The sequence below is a fragment of the Cupriavidus sp. 05T41 genome, from assembly GCF_056396525.1.
The window spans coordinates 1-15,347 of the sequence record NZ_JBFTLQ010000082.1 but is presented as its reverse complement, the minus strand read 5'-3'; the positions used below and the strand labels follow the sequence as shown (position 1 = coordinate 15,347).

The window sequence follows — 15,347 nt, the reverse complement described above, 5'->3', positions numbered from 1 at the left end:
TGCAGAAGTCGGATAGTCACATCGGAGTAGAAGGTGTCGAAATCGGCGCTCCCCGATTTTTGCACGCTCTCCTTCGCGCCGTCCGGCTCCTTAGATCCTTAGTGCCGCTCAGGCGCGGGTCCAACGTAGCGGCCGCGCGGACGAATGACCTGCCCGACGCTCAATTGCTCCAGGCTATGTGCAAGCAGCCCCACGCTGCGGGCGGTTGCAAACAGGCCAAATGCCGCATCTTCCGGCAGTCCGTAGTGCGTCACCAAGGCCGCCAGCGCCACGTCGATGTTGGGCTGCAGACCTGTCAGTCGAGTCGCCTTCTCGATGAAGCGCGCGATCACGGGCGGTGGGTCGAACAGATTCAGCAGCGCAGTCGCGCGGGGATCGCCTTCGGGATAAAGGTGATGCCCGAATCCGGCAAGCGGCAGACCGGTGGAGAGGTGGTGGGCAATGACTTCGTCCTCGCCCTGACGCTCCAGTTCACTGAACAGCGCCTTCACTCGTCCCGAGGCATCGCCGTGCAATGGGCCGGACAGCGTGGTCAGGCCCGACAACAGGCACGCCGGCAGCGATGCGCCAGTGGACGCCGCGATCCGCGAGGCAAATGCGGAACTCGTCAGCTCATGGTCGACCAGCAGGACCATGGCGGTGCGCAACAGTTCCGCCACCGGCGCCGGCTGCTTCCAGCCTTGTGCAAAGCGGATGTGCAACGGCTGCTGTCCCGGCTGCGCGCCGAATGAATTTGCGAGTTGCCCCACCAAGCTCTGGCCTTCGCCATGCAGGACGCGCGTCATGCGCCCATGTGTGGAATGTCCCGTCGCGGCAAGTTCCGCCAGGGTCTTGAAGGCCGCCACGCGCCCAGGACGGGTCACTCGGGCAGACGACGAGAAATCTACCAGTTGCTCTGCATCCCAGAGAAGATGCGCAGTCTCTTCCAGCGTGGCTGATCCGGCCAGCGCCACGGCGTCCTGCCCCCGGTAGTACAGCCGTTCCCGCACGAACGTGGAAATTGCGGTCGGAATACTTGGCTCTGCACCGAACAGCGTGTTGGTGGCCAGCGTCTCGTATTTGCGCCCCGCTTTCTTGCGCTTGGCGAGCGTCGCCACGTCCTCGGCGCGGTACAGGCTGCGGCGCGTGTCAATGGGGTCGGACACGACTTCGATCTTGCCACGGCTAACGTAGGCATACACCGTCTGCGGCCGTACTCCCAGGCACGTACACGCCTCCTCCATCGATATCCAGGCTCCCATTCGTCACTCGCTTGGCTAATTTATATTGATTTTATATATCAAGATTGCGTTGGTAATCAACTATTGCCTACGATGTGTCCACCTTCCATGCCTGACATCCACTGCTCATGAAGCCGCAGATACTGCAACTGAATCCCATCCTGATTCCCGCCGCGAACGAAGAGCTTGCCGCGCTCTATCAGGTCCACAAATACTTCGAAATCCAGGACCAGGCCGCATGGTTGCGGCAACATGGCGCGTCCATCCAGGCGGTGATCACCGGCGGTCACACCGGGATTTCCCGCGCGATGCTGGAACAATTGCCTTCGTTGAAAGTGGTGGCCGTCAATGGGGTGGGCACCGACGCAGTGGACCTGGGCTATTGCCGCGAGCGTGGCCTGCCCGTCACCGCGACGCTGGGCGCGCTGACCGAGGACGTGGCCGACCTGGCCATCGGTCTGTTGATCGCGGCATGCCGCAACATCTGCGCAGGCGACCGCTTTGTCCGGGACGGCCAGTGGGAACTTCACCCCTCGCCGTCCGCCATTCCGCTGGCGCGCCGCTTCAGTGGCATGCGCGTTGGCATCGTCGGCATGGGCCGTGTAGGTCGCGCCGTGGCCACGCGGGCGGCGGCTTTTGGCTGTCCGATCCGCTATACGGATTTGCGCGCCATGGACGACGTGCCGCATACATTCGTGGCCGACCTGATCGACCTGGCGCGCGACAGTGATGCGCTGGTGCTTTGCGCGGCAGCCGACAAGGCCGAAGGCATCGTCAATGCGGCCGTACTCAATGCCCTCGGCCCGCGTGGCTTCCTCGTCAACGTGGCGCGCGGCCGCCTGGTCAACGAGACCGATCTCGCGCAGGCCATCGAAGCGGGCAGTATTGCTGGCGCGGGGCTGGACGTCTTCGTCGAGGAGCCGCGCGTGCCATTGACGCTGCGCCAGTCTGACCGCACCACGCTGCAGGCGCACCGGGCCAGCGCCACGTGGGAAACGCGCGGTGCCATGGCTCGCATGGTGCTGGACAGCGTGGCGCAAGCCCTGGGTGGCAAGCGCCCCACGATGAGCCTGACCACCTGAGCCAGCAGCTTCGGAGCACGAACCTCATGATCGATTTCGTTCTGCCGCCGCCAGTGCCGTGCGCGCTACCCGTCGCGGACAGCACCACGCATTTCCCGATCGCCCGGGTGTTCTGCATCGGTCGCAACTACCGCTGGACGCCCGACGAACCGGCACCGCCCGACATGCCAGCCTGGTTCATGAAGCCGGCCACCGCAGTCGAACTGGCTCGCGACGCGTTGCCCTATCCGCCCGGCACCGACGAGTTCTGCCATGAGGTCGAACTGGTCGTCGCGATCGGGCGCGGGGGGCGCGATATCGATCCGCGCGATGCATCGGACCATGTCTGGGGCTACGCAGTCGGCCTGGACATGACGCGTCGCGACCTGCAACAGCAGGCCAAGCGGGCGGGTGGCCCATGGGAGCCATCGAAAGCGTTCGACCATTCGGCGCCGTGTAGTCCGATCGTAGAGGCGTCGCGCTGCGGACATCCGGGCGAAGGCGCGATCCACCTTTCGGTCAACGGGGCCGAGCGGCAGCGTGCCGACCTGTCCGGGCTGCTCTGGCCGGTGGCGGAACTGGTGTCGATGCTGTCCCGCTCCGTGGCGCTGATGCCCGGCGACCTGATCTTCACCGGTACGCCAGCGGGCGTGGGGCCATTGCAACGTGGCGACGTGGTCCACGCCGGCGTGGACGGCATCGGTGAATTCACGCTAACCGTCACCGGGTAAGCGCAGCATTACCCCTGTACTACCTGTCGACATCACAACCTCCCATTGGAGACCATCTTGAATGCATCCAGAAAAATCGCGCTGGTGACAGGAGCCGGCAGCGGCGTGGGCCGTGTCACCGCACTGGCCCTGCTCGATGACGGTTGGACCGTCGTGCTGGCCGGCCGGCGCGCCGAACCGCTGCAGACGCTGGTGGCCGCCGCCGCCGCACGCGGGCAAACCGCGGCGGCCGTGCCCACCGACGTGACCGATCCTGCCAGCGTGCAGGCACTGTTCGACACGATCGAACGCGAATTTGGCCGGTTGGACATGCTGTTCAACAACGCAGGCGTGAACGCGCCAGCGGTTCCGATGGATGAGTTGTCGCTGGACGCGTGGTTCAACGTCATCAACACCAACGTCACCGGCGTATTCCTGTGCGCGCGTGCCGCGTTTGCGCTGATGCGCCGGCAGTCGCCGCAAGGCGGACGCATCATCAACAACGGCTCGATCTCCGCCCACACGCCGCGCCCCTTCACCGCGCCCTATACCGCAAGCAAGCACGCTGTCACGGGCCTGACCAAGGCACTGGCGCTCGATGGCCGCGCCTACAACATCGCCGCGGGCCAGGTGGACATCGGCAATGCGCTGACCGAGCTGTCCGAACGCATGACACGCGGCGTGCGGCAGGCCAACGGCACCATCGCGCCGGAACCGATGATGGACGTCAGCCACGTTGCCAATGCCGTGCGGCACATGGCATCGCTGCCGCTTGACGCCAACGTCCTGAACATGACCGTCATGGCTAGCGCAATGCCGTTCGTCGGCCGCGGCTGACACCGCCGATACCGCTGACACCGATTACCGCGCTCCCACGGCTTCGCATCCGTGGGACGCCAACAGAGTTGACATCAGTTAACCAGCATCCAGACGGAGACTCTTCATGCGAATCCCCACACGCCACCTCGCGACCTTGATCGGCACCATGACCGGCTGCGCCGTCATGATGATGATGTCCGGCGCGGCCTCGGCCCAGAGCAACTATCCGGCCCGCGCGGTCACCATCATCGTGCCGGCGCCGGCCGGCGGTGGCATTGACCTGATCGCCCGCGTCGTCGGCGAAAAGCTGTCGGTCAAGCTCGGCCAGCCGTTCGTCGTCGAGAACCGCCCCGGCGCGTCCAACAACCTGGGCACCGCGATTCTTGCCAACGCCAAGCCCGATGGCTATACCATCGGCATCGTCGGCGGCAGCCACAACATCAACAAGTTCCTGTTCAAGAATCTGGGCTGGGACCCCGAAAAGAGCTTCGAGCCGATCGTCTATACGCACGAGATCCCGCTGGTGTTCGCGGCCTATCCCAAGCTGCCGGTCAAGACGGTGCCCGAACTGCTGAGCTGGATGAAGGCCAATCCCGCCGAGGCCAAGGTGGCGACGTCCGGACGTGGCAGCGCACAGGAGATGGCCGCCGAAATGTTCCGCATGGTCAGCGGCGTGCCGGTGCTGCTGGTGCCGTACAAGGGCTCCTCCGCGGCGCATCCTGACCTGATCGCGGGTCGCACCGTGCTCTATATCGACACGATCAGCGCCATCCAGGAGCAGGTAAAGTCTGGCAATGTACGAGCCATTGCCGTCTCTACGCGCAAGCGTTCCAAGGCATTGCCCAACGTGCCCACTGCCGAGGAGCAAGGGCTGAAGGGCTATGATGCCAACACGAACGGTGGCTTCCTGGCGCCCGCAGGCACGCCGAAGGAAATCGTCGCCAAGCTCAACGCCGAGATCAACGCCGCGCTGAAGCTTCCGGAAGTACGAGCCAAACTGGAAGCCGCTGGCATCGAGGTGCAAGGCGGTACGCCGCAGGATTACGCGGCACTGATCAGATCGGACCTTGCGAAATGGGGGAAAGTGGTCAAGGAGGCGGGAATTCAGTTGGAGTAGCGGCCACCTGCTTTCGTAGGCCTGCCGTTCGATGATCGTCAGGTCAATGTCGACAGGTTGTGGGCACCCGGCAAATGCAGCCTCGCCGAAGAATGTAGCTCTTAAGAGCCACGCGCTTGTTCGGACTGCTGAAAACGGGATGATTGCTCGCGGTTACGGAGCGATCGGCCCACTCGTGGCAATACAGGCCATCCTTCTCGCTCGTCTGCCAAGCTATCTCGTTTGATATTGCGTCTTGCCGAACAGAATTTCGCGGGCCTTGTCGTCTCCTTCCGGCTTGCGCAGTTCCGCCATGACCTTCAGGCCCCGCCGGACGGCGGGACGCTCGGCGATCTTGTCAAACCATGCCTTGAGGTGAGGATAGTCGGTGAGCGTGATGCCTTGCTTTTCCCAGCTACGCAGCCAGGGAAAGATCGCGATGTCCGCGATGGAGTATGCGTCACCGGCAATGTAGCTGCGCTTGGCCAACTGCTTGTTGATGACGCCGTAGATGCGTCTCGCTTCATTGGTATAGCGGTCGATTGCATACGGCAGCTTCTCACGCGCATACAGCCTGAAATGGTGCGCTTGCCCGAGCATCGGGCCAACGCCACCGATCTGGAACATCAGCCACTGCAGGACATCGTAAAGCTTGTGGTCGTCAGTCGGCAGGAACCGGCCGCTCTTGGTCGCGAGGTAAAGCAGGATTGCACCGGATTCGAATATCGAGATGGGCTTGCCGTCCGGACCGTCCGGATCGACGATCGCAGGGATCTTGTTGTTCGGGCTGATGGCGAGAAAATCGGGCTGAAACTGATCGCCAGCGCCGATATTGACCGGGTGGGCCAGATAGGGAAGCTCGGCTTCCTCCAGCATGATGTGGATCTTTTGCCCGTTGGGCGTGGGCCAGGAGAAGAGATCGATGGGAGCTTGGGTCATTGGGTGCGAGTTGCTCTGATGAAGGTTCTTAGAGGTCGGTGCGTGCATAGGGCAGAGCTGGCCGCCCGGCTCGGTGCGCTGCGCATCCTGCGAGCTATTCGGGTTTCACTCCGGCCTGGTTGAGCCGTTCGAGAATCACGCGAGTGTTGTCTTCCGCCCACGTGCGGAACTCGGCCTGCGATTTCGAGGGCGCGACCTCGCTGCCAGTGCCGAGCAGCTTGGCCTGAAGCTGTGGGTCGGCCAGCACCTTGCTGGCTGCTGCGAAGAGCCGGTCCGATACCTTCGGCGGTAAACCGGCAGGGCCGAACAGTCCAAACCAGAAGGTGAAATCGAAGCCTGGCAATCCTGCATTTGCCAGGGGTGCCAGGTCCGGCGCAATAGCCGATTGCCGGGGAGTGGTGACGCCCAGCATGCGCAGCGCGCCACCGCGGCCAAGCGGTAACACGGAGGCGGCGGTGCCAAAGGACAACTGCACGTTTCCTGCAGCCACCGCCTGCAGTGCCGGGCCGCCGCCCTTGTAGGGTACGTGCGTCATCTTCACGCCCACGGCTTTTTCGAACGACAGTGCGGCAATGTGCGGCAGGCCGCCAACGCCCGAGGACGAATAGTTCAGTTCGCCAGGCCCCTTCTTCCTGGCGTAGGCGATCAGGTCGTTCAGGTTGGCAATGCCCATGTCCTTGTTGACCGCGAGAATCAGCGGCGACACCGTGAGCCTGGTGATGGCCGTGAAGTCCGCCGGTGTGTACCTGGCCTTGTAGAGCGCCTGGTCAATGCCATACAGCGTACCGGTTGCCAGCCCCAGCGTGTAGCCGTCGGGCGCCGCCCGTGACAGGATCGACGACGACAGTGTGCTGCCGGCGCCGGGTTTGTTGTCGATCAGAATGGGCTGGCCAAGCTCCTTTGCCATCGCGTCCCCGACGATGCGGGCGACGAAATCGGCCGCTCCTGATGGCGAATAGCCGACTAGGATGCGGATAGGCTTGTTCGGGTAGGTCTCGGCCTGGGCCGGGAGGGCGGAAATCGTGATGAGGAGGGCCGCCGCGATGTGGGCTTGAGTCATGGATCGTCTCCTTCCTTATGGATTGGGACGCGCTCGCTGGCGGATCGGCATCGCCGGCGCGCAATCCCTGCGTGGTGACGTCAACGCCCGGTAAACACCGGAGCCCGCTTTTCAAGGAACGCACGGCGGCCTTCCCGGTAGTCATCGCTGTCAAAGCAGCGATCGACCAGCGCAGAGATCTCCTCGGCGTCTTGCGCGGCCGAGTACCGTTCGAACGCTCGTACGGCGGACTTGGCTGCATGCACGGTCAGCGGCGCGTTGCCAGCGATGCGGCCCACATATGCATGCACTTGCTGCGCAATCTGCGCTTCATCGACGACAAAGTTGACCAGGCCGATGCGCAGGGCCTCATCGGCCTCGAGAAAGCGTGCGCTGAACAGCATGTCCTTTGCCGTCGACGGGCCAACCAGGCGTGCCAGCGCGGCGATGCCCGCGTAGTCATAGCCCAGCCCCAGCCTGGCGGCTGGAATGCCGAACTTCGAGCCCGGCGTGGCGAAGCGGACGTCGGCACTCAGCGCGAGGGCCAGGCCGCCGCCGATACAAAAGCCCTCGATCATCGCTACCAGCGGTTTGCTCAAGCGTGCCAGACCGGTGTGCGCACCAGACGCGATGTCCGCGTAGGCCTTCTTTTGCTCGGCATTGGAACGATGTTCTTCGAACTCCGAGATGTCGGCGCCCGCCACGAAAGACCGGCCGCCGGCGCCGCGCAGCACGACCACGCGCACTTCCGGGTCGGCCTGGAAGGCTTTGATCGCCTCGCCCAGTCCCTGCCACATTTCGAGTGACATCGCGTTGCGTCGCGCGGGGTTGTTGAATGTGAGCCAGCCGATGCCTTGGTCAGCCTGCGCGATGATCTTTGCCGTGGCGAGCGGCAGTTCGCGTGCGGTGGCGGCGGTCACGCGATCGCTCCCGCGGATTTCAGTCGCTCTATCTCGTCAGGGGCGTAGCCCAGTTCCGTCATCAGTGCTTCGGTCTGTTCTCCGGGGTCAGGGGCCGCGTGATGGAACTGGTCGGGATGCGGGAAGGAGGAAAGGTTGATCGGTGAACGGATCAGATCGACCGTCCCCAGGACCGGATGCGTCGCGGGACGCGTCATGCGCAAGTGCTTGACCTGCGGATCTTCAAAGGCCTGGCCGATGTCGTAGACCGGGCCGCAGGGCACGCCGGCTGGATTCAGGCGCGCGACCAGGTCGGCCACGGTGAATTGCCGGGTCACCGCATTGATGTCCGCGTCCAGTTGGCGGCGATGCGCTACGCGCGCCTGCATGTCCTGATAGTCAGGGTGCGCCTGCAAGGCCTCGGCCCGCAATGCCCCGCAGAAGCCGGCCCACATCGGCGGCGTGCTTGCACAGATATTGACCAGCCCATCGCTGGCCTCGAAGGTGCCCATGGGAACCTGGGTGGGATGCGCGTTGCCTTCCTGGACCGGCACATCTCCCTTGACCGTGTAGCGCGCGCCCTGGAAGTCCAGCTTGTTGAGCATTCCCTCCAGCAGCGAGGTATGCACCCATTGGCCCTCGCCGGTGCGCTCGCGATGGAGCAGCGCCAGCAGAATCCCTTGACCCAGGAACATGCCCGCGGTGGTGTCGGAGATGGCGATGCCGACCCGGACCGGACCGCGGCCGGGCTCGCCGGTGACCGAGCTGAGCCCGGACATGCCCTGGACGATCTGGTCCACGCCGGGACGCTCGCTGTACGGCCCTTCCTGGCCGAAGCCGGAAATGCTGGCCAGGATGATCTTGGGATTGATCTGCCTGAGTTGTTCATAGGTCAGCCCCAGCCGCTCTTTGACGACGGAGCGGAAGTTCTCCACCACGACGTCGCTCTGCGCGATCAGGCGCTTGAGCACCTCCGCGCCCTGCGACGTCTTCAGGTCGATACAGAGGCTGCGCTTGTTCCTGTGGAGGTTCTGCTCGTCCGACTCGCGCCGGCGGCCCGTGACCGAGCCACGGTCCTTCAATGGCGGTGGCTCGACTCGCGTCACGTCCGCTCCCCAGTCCGCAAGCAGCCGGACCGCCGTGGGGCCGGCGCGCGCAATGGTCAGGTCCAGGACCTTGAAGCTGGAAAGTGGAAGGCTGGGCTTGGGTTGGTCAGGCATGAAAGGAGCACTCTCCAAAGGCATGGTTGTAGGGTTGCCCGCGGCTGCAATCCCGCAGCCGCGGGCAACGGACGAACGAAACAGCGCCCGATGTCAGGCAAGCGTGGGCAGGAGGCGAAATGCTGGCGCAGCGTGGTGAGCGCATTTGGCTTGCTGGCACGGCCGTGCTGGCGGAGCACTACGAAAGTCGGGCGGCAAGGCGCGAGATGTTGCCAACGGGCTCCCGCGCCTGTCGAACGCATGGAAGTGCTTTATGCGCAACGGCACGTTTGTCTCCTGCAAGCCGATTCATGATCGCGAATGCATGGCTTAAGTGTACGTTGGTAGCAGTTAAAAATACACAACACACTTGTAAGTATTTATACTGTGGTTTCGCATCGATTATGACGCTAAAATCAGCGACGTTATGCATACACAGATGTCGCAAGTCCAGCCTTACCGTCTCGACGGAGCCCCGAAAGGCATCGCCGGGAGGAAGCCACTGCGAGCAAATGTGCGCGGCTGCACGGTCTCGGCCGCAGGCTTCGACGCCAGCGTCGTCGTCTCCTAACCATGCAAAGCACTTCCGTTGGGGAATTCACATGGAAACAACCGCTATCCGCATCCACAGCCACGGTGGCCCGGAGGTACTCGAAATCTCGACGGTCGACGTCGGCGAACCGGGCCCGGGAGAAGTGCGGATCCGCCAGTCCGCCATCGGGCTGAACTTCGCCGACATCTATCAGCGGCGCGGCGAGCACGGGCCCCACAGCGCCGCGCCGTTCCCGATCACGCTGGGCTCGCAGGGGGCGGGCGTGATCAATGCGCTGGGGTCCGGAGTCGAGGGATTGCGGCTTGGCCAGCCGGTTGCCTGCTTTCAGCCGGGGGCCTACCAGGCAGTCCGAAACGTGGCGGCTTCGCGGGTGATTCCATTGCCCGACGGATTCCCGCAAGACGTGGCCGGTGCAAGCCTGCTGCGCGGATTGACCGCCGAGTATCTGTTGCGCCGGCTGTACGTCGTCAAGCCTGGCGATGCCGTTCTGGTCCACGCTGCTGCCGGCGGCATGGGCCAGATCCTCTCGCAATGGGCGCGGGCACTGGGTGCCACGGTGATCGGCACGGTGGGGTCTGACGCCAAGGCGACGATTGCGCAGGCATACGGCTGCCACCATGTCATCAACTACCGCACCGAGGATTTCGTGGCCCGCACCCTGGAATTCACCAAGGGTGCAGGCGTGGCCGTGGTGTATGACGCGGTGGGCAAGGATGTCTTCCTGCCCTCGCTCGACTGCCTGAAGCCGCTAGGCATGGCGATCAACTACGGCACTGCCTCCGGCGATGTGGAGCGTTTTGATCTGCAGCGGCTGCATGCCAGATCGTTGATGGTGTGCAGGCCAACACTGCGGACGTTCATCAGCGAGCCGGCCGACTTGAGACGCGGGGCCGACGCTCTATTTGACGTGGTGCGCGGCGCAGCCGTGCAACTTGAAGTGAACCGGCGCTACGCGCTGACCGAGGTGCGGCGCGCGCACGAAGAGCTCGAGAGCCGCGCCACGACGGGATCGGCAGTGCTGATTCCTTGATAGGGAAATGATGGAAATGACCATGAAACTGTTCCACGGCTGGCTGTCGAGCGCATCGCGTCGGGTGCGGCTCTGTCTTGCGGAAAAAGGGGTGGACTACGAAAGCGTGCCCATCGATATGAGCAAGCAGGAGCAGCATTCACCAGAATACCTGGCAATGAATCCCAACGGCGTTGTGCCCGCTCTGCTGCTCGCGCCAGGAAAGTCTCTGTACGAGAGCTCGACCATCTGTGAGTACCTGGATGACATTCATCCGGAGCCGCCCCTGCGGCCGAGCGACCCGTTCGATCTGGCCGTGATGCGTAACTTCGTGCGCTGGACCGATGAAAAATCCTTGCCGAACCTGCTGATCCTGAACTGGAGCATCGCGCTGCAACCCGGTGCGGGCCAGTGGACCGACGCGCAACTCCAGGAGCGGCTCGCACGGATCCCAACCGCGGAGCGCCGGGAAGCGTGGATCCGCATTGCCCGCAATCCCTATACCGACGAGGAGAAGGCGGCAGCCCTGCACAAACTGCTGATGCTGGTCGACAAGATGGAAGAGATGCTGGCAGGGTCGCCGTGGCTGGTGGGCGAGCGCTACTCGCTGGCCGATATCGCAGCCGTACCCTTTATCGCCCGCATCGACGAAATTGCGCCCGAGGCACTGGCCGCTGCCACACATCCCCGCGTCCATACCTGGTGGCGCGAAGTGCGGCAGCGCCCGGCGTTCGCGGCCGCGCGCTTCGATCGGTTCGACGCCGCGTTGCGCGCGCGTCAGCTCGAATCCGCCGCTACTCAATAAAGCCTGTCTTCACGAGATGAGCCGGCTTCGGGCCGCAGTTAGTGTAGGCCTTGAATCAGGCCCCAGGCCGCTCAGCGCGAGACACGCAGTGGGCTGAGGCCCTTGCACAGTAAGCCGGCGCCAAGTTCGACTGACACCAGCGGGCATCGCGGCGCAACGCGACAACCGCAATGCAACCATCTTTCAGGACATGACCATGACCGAATCGTCCGGCCTTCCGACCCTTGCCCAGGCAGGGCGCATCGCCACCATTACCTTCCAGAGGCCAGAGGTCGCCAATCGACTGGGACCCGAGGACTTGGCAGAGTTGCATCGCCACATCGAGACAGTCAACGCCGGCGACGCTCTGGTGTTGCGCATTCGTGGGAGGGGAAAGTACTTCTGCAGCGGCTTCGATATCGGCAGCCTGGCTGGCGGGCAGGGTGGCCAGGATGCCCGGCGCGCCCAGAGCGGCTCTGGCTTCGAGGAACTGGTCAACGCGCTGGAAGATTGTCGGCCGGTTACCATCGCCGCGATCAACGGTGGTGTCTATGGCGGCGCCACCGATCTCGCGCTGGCTTGCGACTTCCGCATCGGGGTCAGGCAGACCGAGATGTTCATGCCGGCGGCACGCCTCGGCCTGCATTTTTATCAGCGTGGCATGGAGCGCTATGTCACGCGCCTTGGCCTGGACACGGCCAAGCGGTTGTTCCTGACGGCCGAGACGCTCGATGCCGAGGAACTGGCGCGCTGCGGATTCCTAACCTCGCTGGTCGACGCGCAGCAACTCGAAGACCGCGTGGATGGCCTGAGCGCCACCATCGCCGATATGGCGCCGCTCGCGGTGATCGGCATGAAGAAGCACCTCAACCATATTGCCCGCGCCGTACTGGACGTACAGGTCCTGGCTGCCGATATGCAGCGTGCCGTGCAATCGGCGGACATCCGCGAGGGCGCGTTGGCGTGGAAGGAGAAACGCAAGCCCCGCTTCACCGGGCAATAGGCGAGCCCAGGCTCCGCCATTGCCTGCGCCACTACCATGATAAGAAATCCGGAGACAAAGATGAGTATCGCGAAACGCTTCGCGGCCGTAGCCGTACTACTGGCCGCGCCGGTGTCGCTTGCCTGGGCGCAAGGCACCTACCCCAGCAAGCCTATCCGGCTGATCGTGGGCTTTCCACCGGGGGGCGGCGCCGATGCCGTGGCCCGCGTGGTGGCCGAGCGCATGTCGCGCGAGTTGGGCCAGACCATTGTCATCGACAACAAGCCGGGTGCCGGCACCACCATCGCGGCCGAGGCCGGTGCGCGTGCCGAGCCGGACGGCTATACGCTGTTCATGGGCAGCGCGAACATCTTCGGCTCTGACCGCGTCCTCTACAGGAACATCCGCTACGACGGCCAGAAGGACTTCACCGCCATTTCGCGGTGGACCATCGCGCCCATGGTGCTGACCGTGAACAAGGATCTGGGTGTGAAAACAGTGCAGGATCTCGTGGCCAAGGCCAGGCAGAATCCCGGCAAGTTCTTCTATGCATCGTCGGGCAGTGGCGGCGCGCCGCATATGGCCGGCGTCTATTTCAACAAGCTCAGCGGCACGCGGATGGAACACGTGCCGTTCAAGGGCGGCGCGCCCGCCGTCACCGCGGTGATCTCAGGCGACGCGCAATTGATATTCGGCACACCGCCATCCGTGCTGCCGATGGTAGAGGCCGGCAAGCTCCAGGCGCTCGCGGTGACCTCGGAGAAGCGATCGCCGTTGCTGCCGAAGCTGCCGTCGGTTGCGGAAGGCGGCCTCAAGGGCTACGACCTGACATTCTGGTTCGGGCTGTTCGGGCCGGCAGGCCTTCCTCCTGCCGTTGTGCAGAAACTGTTTGTGGCCAGCCAGAAAGCCTTGGGCGACCCGGAGGTTGTCAGCAAGCTTGCAGCGCAAGGCAATGAGGCGCTAGCCTCGGCATCGCCGCAGGAGTTCAGGCAGTGGGCGATTGCCGAAGGCGCAAAGACCAAGCAGTTGGTGGAGCAGTCCGGCGCCAAGCTCGACTGAAGGAGGGCAGAGTGGCCATTTGCGTATGCGCAGTTCTCCTGTGGGGCCGTCCAGGGCGGTAGAATTGCGCATCTCCATATACGCAAGCTGCAATGTCGGAAGAAAAAATGAGCCGGTCAGAAGCCATCCGCTTCGCCCTGGAGGAGGAAATCCTGTCGGGAAAGCTGCCTGGTGGCGCACAGATCGACGAGCAGCAACTCGTGGAGCGGTTCGACGTATCGCGCACGCCGGCGCGCGAGGCCCTGATCCACCTTGCCGCGGCCGGCCTCGTGACACTTGTGCCCCGGCAGGGGGCCGTCGTGTCGTCCATTACCTTGCGCGAGTATGTCGCGTTCAGTGAAATACTTGTGCAGCTAGAGGCCCTGGCGACCCAACTTGCCGCCCGGCGAATGTCGCTGGAGGAGCGCCAGGCTTTGCGCGAAGCATTCGAGGACGGCGAAGCCGCCGCCCAGAGTGGCGATGCTGAACAGTACCGCATTGCCAACGACACCTTCCACGGTATCTTGTACGACGGCAGCCGAAATGACATCCTGAGTCGCCAGATCCGCACCATGCGTGCGCGTATGCGCGGTATGCGTGATTTCCGCTTCGAGCAGCCCAGCCGGGTCCGCGCGTCGCTTGAAGAGCATCGGGCCGTCCTCGATGCCGTGCTGCGTGGCGACGAAGACGGCGCCGCGCAGGCCATGATTCGCCATATTTCGGCCGGCGGAAACGTCTATGCAGACATGATTGCGGCAATGCCCGGCGACGATGTTGGCGGCCGGGCTCGCGCCAAACGCCCGTGAACGCGGGAGCGTTTCCCAGTTCAGGGTGGTCTGGGCGATATCGCCTGCTTGCCCAATCGCCCAGGCTACTGCCTTGCCATGCCAACGGAATGCTGGCCTTTTCTCGGGAATCTGGTGTCGTCGATGATCACCACCCCAGGTGCGCCTGCGCGCGCACCTGCTCCAGCGCATAGGCGCGCACCGCATCCAGCATGGCTTCGTCCGACCACGGTGCCATTGCCGACGAAATGATCCAGGCGCCAATGAAGAATTCGGTACTACTGGCGGCGGACGGGAAAATCCCGCTGGCCGACGCGTGCGAACTGAGGGACAAGGAAACGCCGATGATTGCAGGACGGGGGGCGCAAAACCGCGTAAGTGCAATAGCGTGCCCTCTACATCGAAACTTAAGGTATGGCAGAGGAGGTCGGTCGCCTCAGAAGGATCACCTTGTCCTTTCCGGCAAGACCAAGTACTGCAGCAGCCATGCTTCCAGAGCCAGCCAATTGCCCGCTGTGTGGCCCTGCCGCTGAACGGATTCGGTCGCCCCAACTACGGGGATTCCGTTACACCTGCCCGAGCTGCGCTTCGTTCGTGGGAAATACTAGCGAAGTCGTTCCTAGGATTGGCGAACGTTTCGGCAGTCCACCAAAGGGGCGGACTGCCTCCATGTGTAAAATGACGGTACATTACCGCCGCCTCCGTGGGGTAGTGTTGCTGGTTTGATGCATTGGGGTTGCACTCAGGCGACGGGGTGCACGCAATTTTGAACTGTCGTCTTGATTGATTCCTCGTGAGCTTATGGTGGACGAAACAACAGATATGACTTTGCAAGAACGGATTGCAAAGGTATTGGCGGATCGCATCATCAAGGGTGTGTTGAAGCCCGGCGAGCGGTTGCGCCAAGACACCTTCGCACACGAGTTCAACATCAGTCATGTACCTGTACGTGAAGCATTTCGTCGGCTCGAATCACAGGGGCTCGTGCTCAGCGAGCCCCGCAAGGGCGTCAGAGTTGCGCATCTCGACGAAGCGTCCCTCGTAGAAATCACAAGGATGCGAGCGGCATTGGAAACCTTGGCGCTGCGGGTAGCAGTACCGCTTATCAGGGACAGTGATATCGCTGACGCAGCCACAGCAATCGAACGCGGCAACCATGCCTCGGATATCGAGGAATGGGAAAGCTGTAACCGCGCTTTTCACGGAGCATTGAT

The 15,347-nt window shown here is 63.4% G+C and carries 16 protein-coding genes; 10 read left to right on the top strand and 6 right to left on the bottom strand.

From position 1 onward, the window contains the following. Window positions 1–98 precede the first annotated feature (98 nt). A complete protein-coding gene (locus AC1DKV_RS32835) occupies window positions 99–1,241 on the bottom strand; it encodes a citrate synthase family protein (protein WP_441620682.1) in 1,143 nt (380 codons plus the stop codon). Window positions 1,242–1,348: 107 nt separating this feature from the next. On the opposite strand from AC1DKV_RS32835, the gene AC1DKV_RS32830 reads away from it, so the two are divergent. From AC1DKV_RS32830 to AC1DKV_RS32815, 4 genes are all read left to right on the top strand, one after another. Further along, window positions 1,349–2,302, top strand: coding sequence for a 2-hydroxyacid dehydrogenase (locus tag AC1DKV_RS32830; RefSeq protein WP_441620680.1), 954 nt, complete (start codon window positions 1,349–1,351; stop codon window positions 2,300–2,302). Window positions 2,303–2,328: 26 nt separating this feature from the next. Beyond that, on the top strand, window positions 2,329–3,012 hold the full coding sequence (locus AC1DKV_RS32825; protein ID WP_441620678.1) for a fumarylacetoacetate hydrolase family protein: 684 nt from the start codon (window positions 2,329–2,331) through the stop codon (window positions 3,010–3,012). Window positions 3,013–3,069: 57 nt separating this feature from the next. Further along, the gene (locus AC1DKV_RS32820; RefSeq protein ID WP_441620676.1) at window positions 3,070–3,828 is read left to right on the top strand and encodes an SDR family oxidoreductase; all 759 of its coding nucleotides are present in this window, start codon (window positions 3,070–3,072) and stop codon (window positions 3,826–3,828) included. A 148-nt stretch (window positions 3,829–3,976) separates the two neighbouring features. After that, window positions 3,977–4,927 (top strand): Bug family tripartite tricarboxylate transporter substrate binding protein, encoded by a 951-nt coding sequence (locus tag AC1DKV_RS32815; protein WP_441649921.1) that lies wholly within the window; start codon window positions 3,977–3,979, stop codon window positions 4,925–4,927. Window positions 4,928–5,140: 213 nt separating this feature from the next. Here the strand turns inward: AC1DKV_RS32815 and AC1DKV_RS32810 are convergent, their stop codons facing one another. The 4 genes from AC1DKV_RS32810 to AC1DKV_RS32795 all read right to left on the bottom strand — a co-directional run bounded on the left by AC1DKV_RS32810 (window position 5,141) and on the right by AC1DKV_RS32795 (window position 9,003). After that, complete coding sequence (locus AC1DKV_RS32810; RefSeq protein ID WP_441620674.1) at window positions 5,141–5,845, bottom strand: glutathione binding-like protein; 705 nt, start codon at window positions 5,843–5,845, stop codon at window positions 5,141–5,143. A 94-nt stretch (window positions 5,846–5,939) separates the two neighbouring features. Beyond that, window positions 5,940–6,905 (bottom strand): Bug family tripartite tricarboxylate transporter substrate binding protein, encoded by a 966-nt coding sequence (locus AC1DKV_RS32805; protein ID WP_441620672.1) that lies wholly within the window; start codon window positions 6,903–6,905, stop codon window positions 5,940–5,942. Window positions 6,906–6,985: 80 nt separating this feature from the next. Next, a complete protein-coding gene (locus AC1DKV_RS32800; protein ID WP_441620670.1) occupies window positions 6,986–7,804 on the bottom strand; it encodes an enoyl-CoA hydratase in 819 nt (272 codons plus the stop codon). Next, entirely contained in the window at window positions 7,801–9,003 is a 1,203-nt protein-coding gene (locus tag AC1DKV_RS32795) for a CaiB/BaiF CoA transferase family protein (RefSeq protein WP_441620669.1), read from the bottom strand. The genes AC1DKV_RS32800 and AC1DKV_RS32795 overlap by 4 nt, the downstream gene beginning before the upstream one ends. A gap of 581 nt (window positions 9,004–9,584) precedes the next feature. Here AC1DKV_RS32795 and AC1DKV_RS32790 point away from each other — a divergent pair. The 5 genes from AC1DKV_RS32790 to AC1DKV_RS32770 all read left to right on the top strand — a co-directional run bounded on the left by AC1DKV_RS32790 (window position 9,585) and on the right by AC1DKV_RS32770 (window position 14,154). Further along, entirely contained in the window at window positions 9,585–10,565 is a 981-nt protein-coding gene (locus AC1DKV_RS32790; RefSeq protein WP_441620667.1) for a quinone oxidoreductase family protein, read from the top strand. Between the two features lie 22 nt (window positions 10,566–10,587). Then, window positions 10,588–11,349, top strand: a complete 762-nt coding sequence (locus AC1DKV_RS32785; protein WP_441620665.1) for a glutathione S-transferase family protein — start codon at window positions 10,588–10,590, stop codon at window positions 11,347–11,349. A 196-nt stretch (window positions 11,350–11,545) separates the two neighbouring features. Next, window positions 11,546–12,331: an enoyl-CoA hydratase/isomerase family protein gene (locus AC1DKV_RS32780; RefSeq protein WP_441620663.1), complete on the top strand. Its 786-nt coding sequence runs from the start codon at window positions 11,546–11,548 to the stop codon at window positions 12,329–12,331. Between the two features lie 60 nt (window positions 12,332–12,391). Beyond that, entirely contained in the window at window positions 12,392–13,369 is a 978-nt protein-coding gene (locus tag AC1DKV_RS32775; protein ID WP_441620661.1) for a Bug family tripartite tricarboxylate transporter substrate binding protein, read from the top strand. Between the two features lie 92 nt (window positions 13,370–13,461). After that, on the top strand, window positions 13,462–14,154 hold the full coding sequence (locus tag AC1DKV_RS32770; protein WP_441620659.1) for a GntR family transcriptional regulator: 693 nt from the start codon (window positions 13,462–13,464) through the stop codon (window positions 14,152–14,154). Between the two features lie 65 nt (window positions 14,155–14,219). On the opposite strand, the gene AC1DKV_RS32765 is transcribed toward AC1DKV_RS32770, so the two are convergent. Then, window positions 14,220–14,363, bottom strand: coding sequence for a hypothetical protein (locus AC1DKV_RS32765; RefSeq protein WP_441620657.1), 144 nt, complete (start codon window positions 14,361–14,363; stop codon window positions 14,220–14,222). Between the two features lie 592 nt (window positions 14,364–14,955). Between AC1DKV_RS32765 and AC1DKV_RS32760 the strand changes: the two genes are divergently transcribed. Continuing rightward, window positions 14,956–15,347: GntR family transcriptional regulator (locus AC1DKV_RS32760; protein WP_441620655.1), on the top strand; the 392-nt coding region annotated here is incomplete at its 3' end.